Source organism: Nitrosomonas oligotropha (assembly GCF_009833085.1).
Taxonomy (GTDB): Bacteria; Pseudomonadota; Gammaproteobacteria; order Burkholderiales; family Nitrosomonadaceae; genus Nitrosomonas; species Nitrosomonas oligotropha.
The window spans coordinates 146,493-164,460 of sequence record NZ_QRBZ01000002.1; the positions used below are offsets into that span (position 1 = coordinate 146,493).

Below are 17,968 nucleotides of genomic sequence, written 5' to 3' on the forward strand. Positions count from 1 at the left end.
CAGGAATGAATGTGCAACAGTGGAATCCTGATTTCATTGAGCTTTCACCGATATTTAAGCCTTTTTTGTATCTGCAGGGCTATTTCAAGAATCAGCAATCCTGGCCCGAGCCTGACGATTTAAATAAGCTCTGCGCCTTGCAGAGCCGGGAGATGCTGACCCGATCTGGAAAACCAGTTTGCTTTGTACCTCAGCTTCCTGGAAAGCTTGATGCTGAGCAACGATATGAGTCCGGAATTTATTTGACAGGTCAGATACCGACCAGAGTAGAAAATTGGCACGATTTTTTTAATGCTTTGGTATGGCAAATTTTTCCGCGCGCTAAGTCCGTGCTGAACCAGTTGCATTATCAGGCGCAGTTGGTCGAGTTATCGAATCAGGAACCAAATCGGTGCAAATTACGAGATGCTGCAACGCTGCTCGATGAATCTGGTGTGATTGTCGTATGCAGTCAGGCAGCATTAATCCAGTTGATAAAAGATTTTGAATGGAAGGAATTATTTTGGCGGCAGCGAAAAACGGTGTTGTCATCAATGCGTTTTTTTGTTTTTGGCCATGGATTGTACGAGAAGGCATTGAATCCCTATACCGGTATGACAGGCAAAGCGGTAATTTTTAATGTGCCGGAAACTTTCTTTGCGCAGAATTTACCGGCGCAATTGTGTGCTATCGATGCCATGTTGGAGCTTTATTTATTGCAAACGTTATCGTCAAGTTCCGATTTGGTGCCGGTTCCGCTTTTGGGGTATCCGGGCTGGATTGGCGATAACAACAACGAGCCTTACTATGAAAATAAACAATATTTTCGTGATCGCCCTAAACCCAGGCAAATGAGATAAGCGTTTTTCTTTATCGATTCTCACAGGTGCATGGATTGCATGGATTCCGCAACGAAAAACGCCCGGCACCGGAATTAATCCATATGTTTTACGAATCCCGGCTGTTTTTTTGTTAAAATACACCGCTTAATTTACTAATTTATTGGAGTATTTAATGGCAATTGAAAGGACACTATCCATCATTAAACCGGATGCTGTGGCGAAGAATGTAATTGGGCAAATTTATTCCCGTTTTGAATCAAATGGTTTGAAAATCATTGCGGCACGGATGATGCATTTATCACAAGCTGAAGCTGAGCAATTTTACGCCGTGCATCGTGCGCGTCCGTTTTTTAACGATCTGGTTAAATTTATGACCTCGGGTCCTGTGATGGTGCAAGTATTGGAAGGGGATGACGCCATTAAAAAGAACCGCGATTTAATGGGCGCTACCGATCCCAAGAAAGCGGAGAAAGGAACGATTCGCGCCGATTTTGCCGACAGCATTGACGCCAATGCGGTACATGGTTCCGATGCACCGGAAACAGCAGCGATTGAAATTGCCTGTTTTTTTCCAACATTAAATATCCATTCCCGTTGAAGCACTGCGTACTGTAGCTCAATAGTGACAATCAATCTGTTAAATTACGATGGCAAAGGTCTGGCTGATCTTTGCACCGGAATAGGCGAAAAACCTTTTCGCGCCAAGCAGCTGTTGCACTGGATCCATCAATCCGGTACAGCGGATTTTGCTGCGATGAGCGACTTGGCCAAAAGTTTGCGTGAAAAACTTGCTGCGATGGCGGTTATCGAATTGCCGCAGATCACTTCGGATCATGTCGCCGCAGACGGTACCCGCAAATGGCTGCTATCCGTCGGTTCCGGCAATGGCATAGAAACGGTATTCATACCGGAAGCAAATCGCGGCACGCTATGTGTCTCCAGTCAGGTAGGATGCGCTTTGGCCTGTACCTTCTGTTCAACGGGGATGCAAGGTTTTAATCGTAATTTAACAGTGGCCGAAATTATCGGGCAGTTGTGGATTGCCAACAAAACCGTAGGATTGGATGCCAACGATAAAGTACCACATGCAAACAGAGCCGTGACTAATGTGGTGATGATGGGCATGGGTGAACCCCTAGCCAATTTTGATAATGTGGTGACTGCGCTGGACATCATGCTGGATGATCATGCTTATGGTCTTTCACGCCGGCGTGTCACGGTCAGTACATCCGGGCTGGTGCCCGCCATCGATCGATTACGCGAGCGTTGCCCGGTCGCTTTGGCGATTTCCTTGCATGCGCCGAACGATGCATTACGCGATCAATTGGTGCCGATCAATAAGAAATATCCGATCAAGGAGCTGTTGGCTGCCTGTCAGCGCTATCTGCCATCGGCGCCGCGTGATTTCATCACGTTTGAGTATGTCATGCTGGACGGTGTGAATGACAGTGTTGTGCATGCGCGCGAGCTGATAAAACTGGTGCAGGATGTTCCCTGCAAATTCAATTTAATCCCGTTCAATTCATTCCCGGGTTCCGGTTTCAAGCGCTCAAGCGCGGAAGCTGTGCGGATTTTTCGTGATGTATTGATGCAAGCGGGATTGGTGACTACGGTGCGGAAAACCCGTGGTGACGATATAGCGGCGGCATGCGGTCAGCTTGCCGGGCAGGTGAAGGACAAAACACGCCGTACCGCTAATTTAAAGACAGAGGCGATGCAGTGAAAAAAAAGCTGTTATTTTTTTTCACACTGCTGCAATTTCTGATAGGGTTTAGCGGTTGCGTGCAACAATCAATGAATAACGGAATGCCGGTTCAAGCAAATTCGGACCGGGCTTTTCAAAGTGCAAAGATTCATACGGAACTGGCGGCGGAATATTTTTACCGCGGCCAGCTCGATGTGGCGATCGAAGAAGTTAACGAAGCATTAAAAGCGCAATCCAATTATGCGCTGGCCTACAATGTGCTGGGGCTGATTAACATGACGTTGAATGAAGATAGCAAAGCACTGGATAATTTTGAGCGCGCTATTCGTCTGGCGCCGAGGAATTCGGAAATCCGCAATAACTACGGATGGTTCCTATGCCAGCGCTTTTCACAGCGCATGGATGAAGCCATTGATCATTTTATGACGGCTGCTAGAGATCCTCTTTACGCAACACCGGAAATGTCTTATACCAACGCCGGGATTTGCGAGGTTAAGCGCCAGAATTACACTGAAGCAAAAGTTTTTTTACAAAAAGCATTATCCCTAAAGTCCAATTATGCGCCCGCAGCGATCGGACTGATTGATATCGATTTTCAGCGCGGTAATTTAGCCGATGCAAAATCCAAGCTCGCGCTGTTTTTGCAAAATAATACGCAAACAGCCGAGAGTCTGCTGATGGCGATAAAGATTGAACAGGCAATGGGTAATCAATTAGCCGTCGAGAGCTACATTTTTCAATTGCAGAAACATTTTCCGGAATCTAAAGAAACGGCCATGATTCGAGAAGGAAGGGTGAGATAATGACGATGACCGATGAAAAGAGCAGCAATGATCGTTCGTTTCCTGAGAATGCGTCTCCGGATCCAATGACGCATGGAAATGTACACATAATCGCGACGGAAACGATCGAATCGCCTGACAAACCCGCGAACGATTTCAGTCCGCTGGCTTCCGGTTTTGATAGTCATCAAAAGCAATTGCAAACGAATAATAACTACAACAGCATGAATACTTCATTTGATAATAAGCCGGCCAGAAATGAATTCAACGCTATCGATTCGGCGAGTGTCGTACAAAGCGTCGGGCACTTGTTGCGTAATGCGAGAACGGCCAAAGGCTTGAGTATTGATGATGTATCGCGGCAATTGCGGTTGTCGTCGCAACAGATTGAAGCGATAGAAAAAGAAGATTTTGAAAAATTACCCGGACGGACTTTCCTGCGCGGCTTTATCCGCAATTATGCCAATCTGGTTCAACTGGATCCCGTTCCGCTGCTGCAAATGCTTCCCGAATCGACCCGGGTGATATCGACTTACGAGCGCACACCGTTTAAAAACAAACAAATATCGTTTTCGTCGAATCGTGAAAAGCCGGGCAATCACTCATTGATCATTGCGATCATTTTATTTGTCATCATCTTGGGCGCGTATTTCCTTTTTGAAAACGGCGGCTGGAATAAAAATTCTGATACCAGCGCCGCAAGTGAAGAAACAAAAACGGAGTCCGCGACTGCCTCGGTGGAAATTCAGCTGCCTTTGCCGGGAGTGATTAAAAATACATCCAATACATCTGACTTACCAGTCAATAAGCCATCGGATGTGAGTAATCCGGTTTCCGGCGCGGAAAATGCGGCGGCTCAGGCGGATGCAAAAGCTGAAAGCGCGGCAGAAAATAAGTCTGTTGTTGAAAAAACCGAAAAAACTGGAAAAACCGATAAAACTGAGAAAACCGCTGCTTTCGATAAAAACACCGGGCATTTATATTTCAAACTTACCGGCGATTCATGGATCAAAGTGGTGGATGGCAAAGGTGTGACGGTGTTCGAGCAGCTCAAAAAGAGCGGCAGCGAGCAGATTGTCACGGGTAAGCGGCCGCTATCCCTGGTCATTGGCAATGCATCGGGTGTCAATCTCACCTATAATGATAAGGAAATCGATATTTCATCCTATAAGAAACAAGGTGGAACCGCGCGTTTCACGCTCGAATAAAAGTACCTGTAATCTTTTGATCTCAATACAATTAAATTATGCCTGAGAAAAGTTCTGCAATAAATCGCCGATCCAGTGTGGGTGTCCGGATTGGTTCTATCATGCTGGGTGGCGGTGCGCCGGTCGTCGTGCAATCCATGACGAATACGGATACGGTTGACGAAATTGCCACGACCGAACAAGTTGCGCAATTGGCGCGCGCCGGATCCGAATTGGTGCGTATCACCGTCAATTCCATGGAAGCGGCGAAAGCGGTAGCCGGAATCCGCGCGCGTTTGGACGATATGGACTGCCATGTGCCGCTGGTCGGTGATTTCCACTTCAACGGCCACAAGCTGTTGACCAGTTATCCCGATTGCGCCAAGGCTCTGGCGAAATTCCGGATCAATCCGGGAAATGTCGGCCACGGCAAAAAACGCGATGAACAATTCGCTACGTTGATTGAAACCGCGTGTAAATATGACAAACCGGTGCGTATAGGCGTCAATTGGGGAAGTTTGGATCCGGAAATGCTGGCGCGTATCATGGACCAGAATGCTGCTTCCAGCGATCCGCAAGATGCCAAATACGTCATGCGCGAAGCGCTGATCACCTCGGCGCTGGAAAGCGCGGCCAAGGCGGAAGAAATCGGCTTGAACCGTAACAAGATCGTTTTATCGTGCAAAGTCAGCGGTGTGCAGGACTTGATTATGGTTTACCGCGAATTGGCTGCGCGCTGTGATTATGCGTTGCATTTGGGATTGACCGAAGCGGGTATGGGCTCGAAAGGGATCGTGGCATCCACGGCGGCATTGGCCGTGCTGTTGCAGGAAGGCATCGGCGATACGATTCGAATCTCGTTGACACCGGAACCGGGCGGCAGCCGTTCGCGCGAAGTGATTGTCGCACAAGAGATTTTGCAAACGATGGGATTGCGCGCGTTCGTTCCGCTGGTAGCAGCATGCCCGGGATGCGGCCGCACCACCAGCACGTATTTCCAGGAACTGGCGGAAAGCATCCAAGCGTATGTGCGTGACGAAATGGTGGTATGGCGCGAGCAATACGATGGCGTTGAGAATATGTCACTGGCTGTGATGGGATGTGTGGTGAACGGCCCGGGTGAAAGCAAGCACGCCAATATCGGCATCAGTTTGCCGGGTTCCGGTGAAAATCCGGTGGCGCCGGTATTCGTGGACGGACAAAAAACCGTTACCTTGAAAGGCGATAATATCGCCAACGAATTCCGCGCGATTGTCGATCGATATGTCAGCGAAAAGTATCCGAGAAAAGCTGTCTGATGGCTAATGGTGTTAAAGCAATCCGCGGGATGAACGACATCCTGCCGGATGAATCGTATCTCTGGGCGTATTTTGAACAAACGGTACAGCAGTGGCTTGCCGCGTATGGTTACCGCAATATCCGTACTCCTATCGTCGAACAAACCGATCTATTTATCCGTTCCATTGGAGAAGTTACTGATATTGTTGAGAAGGAGATGTATACCTTCGTGGATCATCTCAACAATGACAGCTTAACATTGCGGCCGGAAGGCACGGCTTCATGCGTGCGTGCTGTGATCGAACATAGTTTGCTATATTCCGGTCCGCAGCGCTTGTATTATGCCGGTCCGATGTTCCGCCACGAGCGTCCGCAAAAAGGCCGTTACCGGCAGTTTCATCAAGTCGGCGTGGAAGCATTGGGTTATGCCGGGCCGGATATCGACGCGGAGCTGATCGTGATGTGCGCGCGTCTGTGGGATTTACTGGGGATTTCAGGCTTACGGCTGGAAATCAGTACACTCGGCAACACCGAGTCGCGCGCGCTGCATCGCGCCCGGTTGATCAAATACTTTGAACAGCACCGCGATGCGCTCGATGAAGATTCATTACGGCGTTTGCATACCAATCCGCTGCGCATCCTCGACAGCAAGAATCCGGCAATACAGGGCATCATCAACAATGCGCCGAAGCTGATGGATGATCTGGACGCCGAGTCGCTCAGCCATTTTGAATCTTTGCAGCATATTCTGCGGGCGCGAGGCATTAATTTTGAAATTAACCTGCGCTTGGTGCGCGGGCTTGATTATTACAATCGCACCGTATTTGAATGGGTTACCGACAAGCTCGGCGCGCAAGGAACGGTGTGCGCGGGCGGACGTTATGATGGTTTGATTGAGCAAGTAGGCGGCAAGCCTTCACCGGCTTGCGGTTTTGCCATGGGTATCGAACGCTTGCTGGCATTGATGCAGGAATGCGGCAAGGAGATTGCGCAACCGGCGCCGGATATTTATATTGTTCACCAAGGCGATCAGGCGATGGATTACGCTTGGACTTGCGCTGAATTTCTCCGCGATGAAGGGCTTGATGTCATTTTGCATTGCGGTGGCGGCAGCTTCAAATCGCAAATGAAAAAGGCCGATGGTTGCGGCGCCCGCTATGCCATGATTATCGGCGATGATGAATGCCAGGCGCAAGAAGTGACGCTGAAACCGTTGCGTGAACCGGTCGAACAAGCAAGAGTGAAATTAAACACCGTTACTGAGTTAATTAATAAATAATATTATTATCAATAGTTTAGCATTAATCAGGAAAATACCATGGCATATTCTCACGAAGATCAGGAAAGAATTGAAGGATTCGCTGCGTGGTGGAATCGGTACGGCAACACGATCACCATTTTTTTGATTGCGGTTCTTGTCACGGCTGGCGGTACCAAAGCCTGGCAGTATTATCAGCAAAAACAGGCACTGCAAGCGGCCGATTTGTACGCTTTATTGCAGCAGGTGCAAACCAGCGAAGATGCCGCAAAAATAAACGATGCGGCGCAGCTGTTGACAACAGGTTATCCATCCAGCGGCTATGCGCCCCGGGCGGCGCTGATCGCCGCGCAAGCCGATGTGCAGGCGGGCAATAACAAGCGTGCTATACAAACCTTGCAATGGATTATCGATCATGCCAAAGAAACTGAAATGCACGATCTGGCGCGCTTAAGATTGTCCGGCATTTTACTGGACGAAGGAAAATACGACGAAGCATTACGGTTGTTGAGCACTGGGCACGGTAAAACTTTCGCCGGATTGTATTTGGATCGCAAGGGCGATATTCAAGTGGCGGCCGGCAAAATTGCCGAGGCCAAACTGAGCTATCAGGAAGCGATTGATAAAATGAACAAAAGTAACAATTACTTCAATATCGTCCAGATGAAACTGGATGCACTGGGCGATTCCGATTAGATCCGTCGCTACCGTGGCTGTGCTGTTGAGTTTCGCCCGGTCCGGGCGTTTATTTCCTTCCTGGTTGATCGTTGCGCTGTGGCTGTCAGGCTGCAGCACGTTCAATCCCTTCGATATGCGCATCATCGAATCGATGAGTACGGGGATATCCGATCTGCTGATCACCGATGAGCCGATTGTCTATGAGAAGGAAGAATTGGATGCTTTAAAGGCGGCTGATCGTATTCCGCTGAAGTGGAAAGATAAGGTTGGTGAGAACGAAATCGCTTCCTTCTATACCGCGTACGACAGTGGCGCAGTCTATGTTGCCGACGAAGCCGGTAAACTGACCAAATATAACGCCGCAACGGGCAAGCAGGAGTGGCAGGTCAAATCCAAAAACAAATTTTCTGCCGGCGTGGGTATTGGTGAAGGGTTGATTCTGATCGGAACATTCAAAGGCGAAGTGCTTGCTTATAATGAATCCGGCCATATGTTATGGCAAGCATCGGTTACGAGCGAAATCCTGAGTCCGCCGCAAGTGCAGAATAATATCGTGGCGGTGCGTACAGTCGACGGCCGCATATTTGCATTGGATGCCATCGATGGCAAGCGGAAATGGATTTACCAAGGCGCGACGCCATCATTGACGGTGCGCAGCACGGCTGGAATAACATTGGCGCATGGCGCTATTTTCGCCGGTTTTCCCGGTGGAAAAATGGTGGCGATGAGTTTATTCAACGGCAACATCGGCTGGGAAGTCGCTGTTTCACAACCGCGTGGCGTGACCGAATTGGAGCGCATGACGGATATTACCAGCGCGCCGGTGATTAACAATCGCCTCGTCTGCGCGGTGGCGTATCAAGGGCGTGTCGCCTGCTTTGCGATTAACGACGGCGCGTATATCTGGTCGCGCGAATCCTCCAGCAGCGCGGGCTTGGTGATGGACAATGATTATGTGTATGTAACCGAGGATAACGGCGTGGTGGCGGCCTACGATTTGCTGAGCGGCGCCGGTATGTGGAAACAAAGCCGGCTGGGGAGCAAGAAATTAACCCGGCCTGTCATCATCGGGCAGTATATTGTGGTCGCGGACGATCAGGGTTTTGTTAATGTATTGCGCAATTATGATGGCGCACTGGTAGCCCGCGCCGCCACCGATGGCAGTGTGATTCATAATGCCGCCAGTGTTTTGCCGGATGGTTTTGTGGTGCAGACAACCAAGGGCGGTGTTTACGCTTTCAGTACGCAATTCTAGCCGCTTCATTCTTTCCATTTGACGACACATAACGTGTTACGGTAGCAGTAAATATCATGAAACCCACTCTTGTTCTGGTTGGCCGTCCTAATGTCGGCAAATCGACCTTATTTAACCGCCTGACGCGCACGCGCGATGCGATCGTCGCCGATATTCCCGGTTTGACGCGGGACCGGCATTACGGTCAAGGCCGGGTAGGGGATAAGCCCTATCTGGTCATGGATACCGGCGGTCTGGAGCCGGTCATCAAGGAAGGCATTCTGCACGCCATGGCCAAGCAGACGCTGCAAGCCATCGACGAAGCCGATAAAGTCATATTCATTGTCGATGGCCGTCAAGGCGTGACCGCGCACGACAAAATCATCGCCGAGCAATTGCGCAAATCCGGGCAAAAAATTCTGCTGGTGGTGAATAAAACCGAAGGGATGGCCACCGCCGTCGTCACAGCGGAATTTTATGAGTTGGGTCTGGGCGATCCCTGCGCAATTTCAGCCATGCATGGCGATAACATCCAGGACCTTGCCGATCTGGCCTTGGCGGATTTTCCCGACGCCGAAGAAGAAGCGCCTGAAAGCAAGCATCCTAAAATTGCCATCGTAGGCCGCCCGAATGTCGGAAAATCTACGCTGGTCAATACGCTGCTTGGCGAAGAGCGGGTGATCGCTTTCGACCAGCCGGGCACCACGCGCGACAGCATTTATATCGATTTCACGCATCGGGACAAACAATACACGCTGATTGATACGGCCGGATTGCGCCGCCGCGGTCAAGTACACGAGACCGTGGAAAAATTCTCCGTCATCAAAACGCTGCAAACGATTGAAGACGCCAATGTGGTCGTGCTGGTGCTGGACGCGCGCAATGAAATTTCCGATCAGGATACGCATATTGCCGGATTTATTTTGGAAACCGGGCGCGCATTGGTTATTGCGGTAAATAAATGGGATGACCTGGACGACTATCAACGCGATACCATCAAACGCGAATTAAACCGCAAACTGGCATTTCTCAGCTTCGCGCAATTGCACTACATTTCCGCGCTGCACGGCACCGGCATGAAGAATCTGCTGCCTTCGATCGATCAGGCGTATGCCGCGGCCATGGCGCATTTGCCGACACCGAAACTGACGCGCGCATTGATAGCCGCAGTCGAAAAGCACCCGCCGCCGCGCGGCGGCATGTCCCGTCCGAAAATGCGCTACGCGCATCAAGGCGGCTCCAATCCGCCGTTGATCATCGTGCACGGCAGCATGCTCCAGCATGTGCCGGAAACTTACCGGCGCTATCTCGAAAACACCTTTCGCGAGACTTTTGAACTCAAAGGCACGCCGTTGCGCGTCGATTTTAAAGTCGGACACAATCCCTACGCGGACAAAAAGCCCGCGCCGCCAACCGAGGACGAGCAACGGCGCGCACACAACCGGCGCAGACGTAACCGCAAGAAATACGGCTAAACCGGAAAACGCGGTTGCCCATCTTCCGCGTAACCGGAGGCAGCACTTGGATTCCAATACACGGCTGCGGATTGACGGGCACGGACGATCGGATTAGATTGGCCGCTGCAGCGGAAAAGGGTTTCCCCGGCATCCCCTGTGTACCTTCCCGAACTGAAATGGGCCAATCGATGAGTAAACATTACCTCAGCTTGCTTTTCTCCCCGCGTTCCGTCGCCGTGATCGGCGCCAGCAACCGGCTGGATTCGGTCGGCGGCGTCGTGTTCAAAAATATGCTGGATAGCGGTTATCAGGGCAAACTGTATCCGGTGAATCCGAATCACCCTGAGATCCAGGGTCTCCCCGCTTATGCCAGCATTGCGGCGATTGCCGAACCGGTCGATCTGGCGGTCATTATCACCCGGGCGGCGACAGTGCCGGATATCATCGAGTCGTGCGGCAAACGCGGCGTGCGCTTTGCATTGGTATTGTCGGCAGGATTCAGGGAAAACGGGCCGCAGGGCGCCGCGCTGGAACAGGCCGTGGTTGAAAACGCCCGGCGTTACGGTATGCGGCTGATCGGACCGAATTGTCTGGGCATTTTGTGTCCGGCGTCGGGATTGAACGCCACGTTCAGCAACGGCGGCGCGAAAGCGGGCGGATTGGCGCTGATTTCGCAATCGGGCGCATTTTGCACCGCCATCATGGATTGGGCGCGGCCCAACGATGTTGGTTTTTCCAGCATCATTTCCATGGGTTCGGCCGCCGGCATGGATTTTGGCGAGATACTCGATTACCTCGCGTCCGATCCGCACACCGACAGTATTTTGCTGTATATCGAAGGCGTGCAGCATGCCCGCAGTTTTATGAGCGCGTTGCGCGCGGTGGCGCGGATCAAACCGATCTTCATCGTCAAGGCGGGCCGTCACGCGGCGGGCTCCAAAGCGGTGCTTTCCCATACCGGCGCTCTGGTCGGCTCGGACGATGTATTCGATGCGGCCTTGCAGCGCGCCGGTGTAGTCCGGGTCGATACGATCGTGCAATTATTCTCCGCGGCTAAAGCGCTCTCAACCCATTTCCGCCCGGGCGGCAACCGGCTGGCGATTGTCACCAACGGCGGTGGTCCCGGCGTCATGGCGGCGGATCGGGCGGCTGATCTGGGGGTGACGATGGCTACGTTGTCCGATGGCACGTTAGCGCAACTGAACGCGGTTTTGCCGGATACGTGGTCGCGCGCGAATCCGTTGGATATCATCGGCGATGCGACTGCGGAACGTTACCGCCATGCGGTCGCGTACTGTTTGCAGGATGACGGTGTGGACGGCGTGCTGGTGATTCTGACGCCGCAGGCAATGACCCGGCCACTGGAAGTGGCCGATGCGATCATTGAGCTCGCGGCAAAATTCGACAAACCCCTGATTGCGTGCTGGATGGGAGAAGTGCAGGTCGACGCCGGCAGACAAGCGTTCAATCGGGCAGGAATCCCCAACTTTCGCACACCGGAACCCGCCGTCGAGGTGTTTTCCTTTATCTCCGCTTATTATCAAAATCAAAAGCTGCTGCTGCAAACTCCCGGACCGATAGCCGATCACAGCGTGCCGGACGAAGAAGGCGCGCGCTTGTTGATTGAAGGTGCGTTGGCGGAGCATCGCAAGGTACTGAGCGAGATCGAATCGAAAGCGATTCTGGCGGCGTTTCGCATTCCAATCGCCAAAGCCGTGGTGGTTCGTTCTCCGAACGAAGCTCTGTTGATCGCGGAAGAATTCGGCTTTCCGGTTGTGATGAAAATCAATTCGCCGGATATCACGCATAAATCCGATGTTGGCGGAATCCGCCTCAATCTCGGTAATGCGCAGGCGGTGCGCGCGGCGTATCACGAGATTATCCAATCGGTGCAAAAGAAAAATCCCGGCGCAAGGATCGACGGCATCGTCGTTGAACCGATGGTGGTCAAACCCAATGGCCGGGAGTTGATGGCCGGTGTGACCACGGATGCGGTATTTGGTCCGGTCATTACGTTCGGCGCGGGCGGTGTGCTGGTCGAAGTACTGGGCGATCGCACCGTGGCTTTGCCGCCGTTGAACGGTTTCTTGGTGAAAGACATGATTCAACGCACACGGATCGCCAAGCTGCTAGGCGCTTTCCGCCACATGCCCACGATCGACATGGCGGCGCTGGAAAACGTTCTGTTGCGCGTGTCGGAAATGCTGTGCGCATTGCCGTGGATCAAGGAGATGGATATCAATCCGCTGATCGTCGATGAAAACGGCGCGTGCGCGGTCGATGCGCGCATTGTCGTGGATTATCTGCTGCCTTCGGCCGATCGCTATGCGCACATGGCGATTCATCCATATCCCGCTCACCTGATCACGCGCTGGCAATTACCGGATGGCACCGGCCTGACGATCCGGCCGATACGCCCGGAGGATGCGGAAATAGAGCAGGAGTTTGTGCGCGGATTATCCGCCGAAGCAAAGTATTTCCGCTTCATGGATACGCTGCAAGAGCTTTCCCAGAGCATGCTGGTACGTTTCACGCAAATCGACTACGACCGCGAAATGGCGCTCATTGCCGTACTGAAACAGGATAACCGGGAAAAGGAATTGGGCGTATGCCGGTATGTGGCGAGCGCCGATGGCCAGTCCTGCGAGTTCGCCCTGGTTGTCGCGGATGAATGGCAGAACAAAGGCATCGGCAACAAGCTGATGAATTGCCTGTTCGATGCCGCCCGCGCCAAGGGCATCAAAGTCATGGAAGGTGAAGTGCTGGCAACCAACCGGTCGATGCTGGAATTGGTTCACCGGCTTGGCTTTGAAACGAGCATCAGCCAGGAAGACAACGCCATCCGGCGGATTGTGAAACAGCTGTAATCTTTCATTGCGTTGTTTGATTTATAACGCGCGCAGGCGATAATGCGGTCTATTTGCGAATTGATCGAGCCACTGCGGCTAACCCATTTTTCCGGTTTTCTTCATGACCAATGATTTTTTAACACCCGCCTGCGACAGTTTAAATATCCTGGATTGCACGCAATGCCCGCGCCTGGCCGGTTTTTTACAAACGGTCAGAACGCAGCACCCGGATTATCATGCGCGCCCCGTCAATGCATTCGGTGACGCGAACCCCAAACTGCTGATCGTCGGCCTGGCGCCCGGCATGCACGGCGCGAATCGCACCGGACGGCCGTTTACCGGCGATTACGCCGGAATTCTGCTGTATCAGACCTTGCATAAATACGGCTTTTCCACTCATCATGAATCGGTATCGGCCGACGATGGATTGCAACTGACCGGCTGCCGCATCACCAATGCGGTGAAATGCCTGCCGCCGGAAAATAAACCGGTTCCGCAAGAAATCAAGCAATGCAATCAGTATCTGTCGGTTGAACTGAATCAGTTTGTGCAACAAGACGGTGTTGCCGTGCTCGCGCTCGGTACGGTCGCGCACCAGGCGGTGTTGCTGGCAATGCGGCTCAAGGCGAAGGATTATCCGTTTGGTCACGGCCGGGTGCATCAGTTACCGGCGAACGATGGCGTACGGCTTTATGACAGTTATCATTGTAGCCGCTACAATACGCAAACCAAGCGCCTGACGGCAGAAATGTTCGAACAGGTGTTTGCGGACATCGTTGCTGATATATAACCATAACAACCCATTTGGAAGGAGAGATTCACATGCCTTACGTCAATATCCGCGTGGCGGGCACATTAACGCGCGAGCAAAAACGGCAGATCGCCGAAGAACTGACCGATACGCTGGAGCGCATCGCCAAAAAACCGAAATCGTACACCTACATCTGTTTTGACGAACTGCCGGATGAAAACTGGGCGGTGGCGGGAAAACTGCTCGGTAGCGAGGATTAAGCCATTTGACGAACAGCGGTTTTAACGCCAAGGAATTTTGCCGGAACCTGCCGCTGCAGCCCGGCGTTTATCGCATGCTGAACGCCAAAGGCGAGGTGATCTACGTCGGTAAGGCGGTCAGTCTCAGAAAGCGCGTTTCTTCCTATTTCCAGAAAAGCAATCTGGCGCCCCGGACGCAGTTGATGGTGTCGCAGGTGAGCGGTATCGAAACCACGGTGACGCGCTCGGAAGCCGAAGCGTTGCTGCTGGAAAACAATCTGATCAAAAGCCTGAAACCGCGCTATAACATACTGTTTCGCGACGATAAGTCGTATCCGTATGTGATCTTGAGCGGACATAAATTTCCCCGGCTGGGATTTTACCGCGGCGTGCTGGATAAAACGCACCAGTATTTCGGACCATATCCGAACGCCGGTATCGTGCGCGAGAGCATCCAGCTGCTGCAAAAGATTTTCCGCTTGCGCACTTGCGAAGACAGCGTGTTCAGCAATCGCACCCGGCCTTGTCTGCTGTATCAGATCAAGCGTTGCAGCGGTCCGTGCATCCAGCAGATCAGTCCGCAGGAGTATCAGGCGGATGTCAATAACGCTGAGTTGTTTTTGCAAGGCAAACAGACCGAGGTGATGGAAGTGATCAACACCAAGATGCTGCAAGCTTCCGAGCGGCTGGAATTTGAGCAGGCTGCGCTATTGCGCGATCAGATTCAGGCGTTGCGGCGCATTCGCGAGAAGCAGTTTGTCGATAGCGGCAAAGCGCTCGATGCCGATGTGGTGGCCTGCGTGGTGTCGCCGGACGGTTCCGGCAAAGTGTGCGTCAACCTGGCGATGATCCGCGGCGGGCGGCATTTGGGCGATAAAAGTTTTTTTCCGCAAAATGCCGACGATTACAGCGCCGCTAGCGTCATCGAAGCATTCCTGGCGCAGCATTATTTGAACCGCAGCGCGCCGCCGTTGATTATTCTGGGCGAGAAAATCGAACGTGAGGCGTTGCAGCAATTACTGACCGAGCAGTGCGGCCATAAAATTACCATTCAGCTCAATCCGATCGGCGAAAAGCGGGTCTGGCTCAATATGGCCATCGAGAATGCGCAGTTGGCGTTGAAGCAGATGATGAGCCGCCACGCCAGCCAGGAAAAGCGTTTGCAAGCGTTGCAGCAGGAATTGCAGATGCCGGGAATACAGCGCATCGAATGTTTCGACATCAGCCATACGCTCGGCGAAGCAACCGTGGCTTCGTGCGTGGTGTACGATAATTTTGCCATGCGCAATAACGAGTATCGCCGCTACAACATCGACGGCATTACGCCCGGCGACGATTATGCCGCCATGCGCGAGGCATTATCGCGGCGCTATCAGAAAGTCGTCAGCGGCGAGGGGCAATTACCGGATCTGATTTTGATCGACGGCGGTAAAGGGCAAGTTTCGGCGGCGCAGGAAGCCTTGCAGGAGCTCGGTATTTCCGATGCCAACTTGCTCGGTGTCGCCAAGGGTGAAGAACGCAAACCTGGCTTGGAACAATTGATTTCTCCGCTGTTCGAAAAGCCGTTACAATTGCCCAGCGAGCATGCGGCATTACATCTGATTCAACAAATCCGCGACGAAGCGCACCGCTTTGCCATCCAAGGCCACCGCGGCCGGCGCGCCAAAGCCCGCACCAGTTCTACGCTGGAGAATATCGAAGGTGTTGGCGCCAAGCGCAGGCAGCAATTGCTGGGCCGGTTTGGCGGATTGAAGGGAGTGTTGACCGCGAGTATCGAAGAATTACAACAAACTGAGGGAATCAGCCGGAAATTGGCGGAAAAAATCTATAAGGAATTACATTAATTTCGCGCTGGATAGCCTCCGGACGATTTCCCGTTAAACAACCCATTTCATATCATCATGCCTTTCAATCTCCCCAATATTCTCACTTGGCTGCGCATTCTGGCCATTCCGCTATTTGTCGGTATTTTCTACCTGCCGCACACCTGGCTGTCGCCGGTGCAGCAGAATTTAGTGGCGACCGTGATTTTTGCCGGCGCAGCGATTACCGATTGGCTGGATGGTTATCTGGCGCGCGTCCTCAATCAAACCTCGGCATTCGGCGCATTTCTCGATCCGGTCGCCGATAAACTGATGGTCTGCGCGGCTTTGATCGTGCTGGTTTACCTGGAGCGGCTGGATGCGCCCATCGCCTTTGTGATCATTGGACGGGAGATTACCGTATCGGCATTGCGAGAATGGATGGCGCAAATCGGCCAATCGAAAAGCGTCGCGGTATCTTTTCTCGGCAAAATCAAAACCACGTCGCAAATGATCGCCATTCCGCTGCTGCTGTACCATGAGAAAATTGGCGAACATTTCGATCCGCAGCAAGTCGGCACTTGGTTTATTTACATTGCCGCCGTGTTAACGCTGTGGTCGATGTTTTATTACCTCAAAGCCGCCGTGCCGAAGGTGCTGGAAGATGAAAAGAAACGTTCCTGATGGTTTCACACACATGACCGGGACGATCGGCAATGAAAATATGGATTGATGCGGATGCCTGCCCGGTCGTGATCAAAGAGATTCTCTTTCGAGTGGCCGAACGAACGAAACGGCAGTTGATCCTGATCGCCAATCATCCCCTCTACATCCCGCCATCGCCCTTTATCCGCATGCAGCAAGTCGAACCCGGGTTTGACGTGGCTGACAACGAAATCGTCAAACGAGTGGAAAGCGGCGATCTGGTGATTACCAGCGATATTCCCCTGGCGGCGGAAGTGATCCGGAAGGAAGGCCTGGTGTTGAGCCCGCGCGGCGAGCTGTACACCAAGGAAAATATCGGCGCGCGCTTGAGTATGCGGGATTTCATGGAAAATCTGCGCAACAGTGGTGTGGATACCGGCGGCCAGTCCGCCTTGAATCAGAATGACCGAAAAATGTTTGCCAATCAGTTGGATAAGCTATTGACGCAATAGCCGGATCGGATTCTTATTCTATCAAGGCTGGCCTCACTTTCTGATCCGTGGCTTGCTTGCCCTTTCAGGCTGGAAAGATCGCAAAAGCCTGCCGCTCTATTATAAAGTCATCATTATGTTGTAAGCCGTTCCGGAATCCCGTGCTTTCTTCCCGTTATGCCGGGTATTTAATTACATTCGCAATTGTCTATTAAACATAGATTCCAATGCACGCAGCGATATGACTTGCTGCAAGTTCCTTTTTTCAGTGCTTTTTCTCTGCTTTAAAATTAATTCATGCAATTGCTGCTCAGTTATGTCAAAAAAATGCTTTTTTCTCTTGCCATGTATCGATGTTTGTATTTTGGCTTTGATTCCAGCATTTTCCAGCTTTCGCTTGGCAGTAATTGCGCAACAACCCAATATTTTTGATACTTGTTTTGTGGTTAGCATTTTTATTTCCTTGATTAGAACCGGCTCAACTGGTTTTCTTCCTATCTGCAACTGATTTGAAACTGGGGATGTTGCTTTGCCGTGAAGTATTTCCGCATGAATTGGCAGTTGCGGATGGCGTCAGCTATCTCATTTATAAAAAATGTATTTTATTCAGGTAGCTGTTACATCTGAATGACAGTTTTTAGAAATCGCTATGTGGAATCGCCGATAACTGTCTCTGTCATTGACTAAAGTTGAACTGAGATCATTCTGTTTCTTAAGCTTGGAACGGGCTTAATTAACCGCTTCGGTTGAAGAAGCATGCAAGCAAGTTTTTGCTGAAGGCTTAGCTTATG

General features: G+C 51.8%; 17 protein-coding genes. 16 read left to right on the forward strand and 1 reads right to left on the reverse strand.

Annotated features, from left to right (window positions below; all coding sequences use genetic code 11):
• Positions 1-5 precede the first annotated feature (5 nt).
• The 16 genes from ABD07_RS01020 (at position 6) to ABD07_RS01095 (ending at position 17,198) form a co-directional block, all read left to right on the forward strand.
• Positions 6-839, forward strand: coding sequence for a DUF3025 domain-containing protein (locus ABD07_RS01020; RefSeq protein WP_160816729.1), 834 nt, complete (start codon positions 6-8; stop codon positions 837-839).
• 154 nt (positions 840-993) lie between these two features.
• Positions 994-1,419 carry a nucleoside-diphosphate kinase gene (gene ndk, locus ABD07_RS01025; protein ID WP_160816730.1) on the forward strand — a complete coding sequence of 142 codons (426 nt, stop codon included), beginning with the start codon at positions 994-996 and terminating at the stop codon, positions 1,417-1,419.
• Between the two features lie 24 nt (positions 1,420-1,443).
• Entirely contained in the window at positions 1,444-2,544 is a 1,101-nt protein-coding gene (gene rlmN / locus ABD07_RS01030; protein ID WP_160816731.1) for a dual-specificity RNA methyltransferase RlmN, read from the forward strand.
• On the forward strand, positions 2,541-3,329 hold the full coding sequence (pilW, locus tag ABD07_RS01035; RefSeq protein WP_160816732.1) for a type IV pilus biogenesis/stability protein PilW: 789 nt from the start codon (positions 2,541-2,543) through the stop codon (positions 3,327-3,329). Before rlmN ends, pilW begins: the two co-directional genes overlap by 4 nt.
• Before the next feature lie 5 nt (positions 3,330-3,334).
• Positions 3,335-4,516 (forward strand): helix-turn-helix domain-containing protein, encoded by a 1,182-nt coding sequence (locus ABD07_RS01040; protein WP_240142356.1) that lies wholly within the window; start codon positions 3,335-3,337, stop codon positions 4,514-4,516.
• A gap of 38 nt (positions 4,517-4,554) precedes the next feature.
• Positions 4,555-5,793 (forward strand): flavodoxin-dependent (E)-4-hydroxy-3-methylbut-2-enyl-diphosphate synthase, encoded by a 1,239-nt coding sequence (ispG, locus tag ABD07_RS01045; RefSeq protein ID WP_160816734.1) that lies wholly within the window; start codon positions 4,555-4,557, stop codon positions 5,791-5,793.
• Entirely contained in the window at positions 5,793-7,052 is a 1,260-nt protein-coding gene (hisS, locus tag ABD07_RS01050) for a histidine--tRNA ligase (protein WP_160816735.1), read from the forward strand. Before ispG ends, hisS begins: the two co-directional genes overlap by 1 nt.
• Before the next feature lie 39 nt (positions 7,053-7,091).
• Positions 7,092-7,727, forward strand: a complete 636-nt coding sequence (locus tag ABD07_RS01055; protein WP_108698288.1) for a YfgM family protein — start codon at positions 7,092-7,094, stop codon at positions 7,725-7,727.
• A complete protein-coding gene (gene bamB / locus ABD07_RS01060; protein ID WP_160816736.1) occupies positions 7,705-8,964 on the forward strand; it encodes an outer membrane protein assembly factor BamB in 1,260 nt (419 codons plus the stop codon). The genes ABD07_RS01055 and bamB overlap by 23 nt, the downstream gene beginning before the upstream one ends.
• A 56-nt stretch (positions 8,965-9,020) precedes the next feature.
• Positions 9,021-10,418 carry a ribosome biogenesis GTPase Der gene (gene der / locus ABD07_RS01065; protein WP_160816737.1) on the forward strand — a complete coding sequence of 466 codons (1,398 nt, stop codon included), beginning with the start codon at positions 9,021-9,023 and terminating at the stop codon, positions 10,416-10,418.
• A 170-nt stretch (positions 10,419-10,588) separates the two neighbouring features.
• A complete protein-coding gene (locus tag ABD07_RS01070; protein WP_160816738.1) occupies positions 10,589-13,267 on the forward strand; it encodes a bifunctional acetate--CoA ligase family protein/GNAT family N-acetyltransferase in 2,679 nt (892 codons plus the stop codon).
• Positions 13,268-13,370: 103 nt separating this feature from the next.
• On the forward strand, positions 13,371-14,039 hold the full coding sequence (locus ABD07_RS01075) for a uracil-DNA glycosylase (RefSeq protein WP_160816739.1): 669 nt from the start codon (positions 13,371-13,373) through the stop codon (positions 14,037-14,039).
• Between the two features lie 32 nt (positions 14,040-14,071).
• Positions 14,072-14,260 carry a tautomerase family protein gene (locus tag ABD07_RS01080; RefSeq protein WP_090315907.1) on the forward strand — a complete coding sequence of 63 codons (189 nt, stop codon included), beginning with the start codon at positions 14,072-14,074 and terminating at the stop codon, positions 14,258-14,260.
• Positions 14,261-14,265: 5 nt separating this feature from the next.
• On the forward strand, positions 14,266-16,083 hold the full coding sequence (uvrC, locus tag ABD07_RS01085; RefSeq protein ID WP_160816740.1) for an excinuclease ABC subunit UvrC: 1,818 nt from the start codon (positions 14,266-14,268) through the stop codon (positions 16,081-16,083).
• Positions 16,084-16,140: 57 nt separating this feature from the next.
• Positions 16,141-16,725, forward strand: a complete 585-nt coding sequence (gene pgsA / locus ABD07_RS01090; protein WP_108698284.1) for a CDP-diacylglycerol--glycerol-3-phosphate 3-phosphatidyltransferase — start codon at positions 16,141-16,143, stop codon at positions 16,723-16,725.
• Between the two features lie 32 nt (positions 16,726-16,757).
• A complete protein-coding gene (locus ABD07_RS01095; protein WP_160816741.1) occupies positions 16,758-17,198 on the forward strand; it encodes a YaiI/YqxD family protein in 441 nt (146 codons plus the stop codon).
• A 171-nt stretch (positions 17,199-17,369) separates the two neighbouring features.
• Here the strand turns inward: ABD07_RS01095 and ABD07_RS01100 are convergent, their stop codons facing one another.
• On the reverse strand, positions 17,370-17,630 hold the full coding sequence (locus ABD07_RS01100; protein ID WP_160816742.1) for a hypothetical protein: 261 nt from the start codon (positions 17,628-17,630) through the stop codon (positions 17,370-17,372).
• Positions 17,631-17,968 lie beyond the last annotated feature (338 nt).

Coding starts and splice junctions, on each gene's coding strand:
- ABD07_RS01070 (WP_160816738.1), top strand. CDS start 10,589: ATGAGTAAACATTACCTCAGCTTGCTTTTCTCCCCGCGTTCCGTCGCC.
- der (WP_160816737.1), top strand. CDS start 9,021: ATGAAACCCACTCTTGTTCTGGTTGGCCGTCCTAATGTCGGCAAATCG.
- ABD07_RS01020 (WP_160816729.1), top strand. CDS start 6: ATGAATGTGCAACAGTGGAATCCTGATTTCATTGAGCTTTCACCGATA.
- ABD07_RS01095 (WP_160816741.1), top strand. CDS start 16,758: ATGAAAATATGGATTGATGCGGATGCCTGCCCGGTCGTGATCAAAGAG.
- ispG (WP_160816734.1), top strand. CDS start 4,555: ATGCCTGAGAAAAGTTCTGCAATAAATCGCCGATCCAGTGTGGGTGTC.
- ABD07_RS01075 (WP_160816739.1), top strand. CDS start 13,371: ATGACCAATGATTTTTTAACACCCGCCTGCGACAGTTTAAATATCCTG.
- ABD07_RS01100 (WP_160816742.1), bottom strand. CDS start 17,630: ATGCTAACCACAAAACAAGTATCAAAAATATTGGGTTGTTGCGCAATT.
- bamB (WP_160816736.1), top strand. CDS start 7,705: ATGCACTGGGCGATTCCGATTAGATCCGTCGCTACCGTGGCTGTGCTG.
- ABD07_RS01055 (WP_108698288.1), top strand. CDS start 7,092: ATGGCATATTCTCACGAAGATCAGGAAAGAATTGAAGGATTCGCTGCG.
- hisS (WP_160816735.1), top strand. CDS start 5,793: ATGGCTAATGGTGTTAAAGCAATCCGCGGGATGAACGACATCCTGCCG.
- ndk (WP_160816730.1), top strand. CDS start 994: ATGGCAATTGAAAGGACACTATCCATCATTAAACCGGATGCTGTGGCG.
- ABD07_RS01080 (WP_090315907.1), top strand. CDS start 14,072: ATGCCTTACGTCAATATCCGCGTGGCGGGCACATTAACGCGCGAGCAA.
- pgsA (WP_108698284.1), top strand. CDS start 16,141: ATGCCTTTCAATCTCCCCAATATTCTCACTTGGCTGCGCATTCTGGCC.
- ABD07_RS01040 (WP_240142356.1), top strand. CDS start 3,335: ATGACCGATGAAAAGAGCAGCAATGATCGTTCGTTTCCTGAGAATGCG.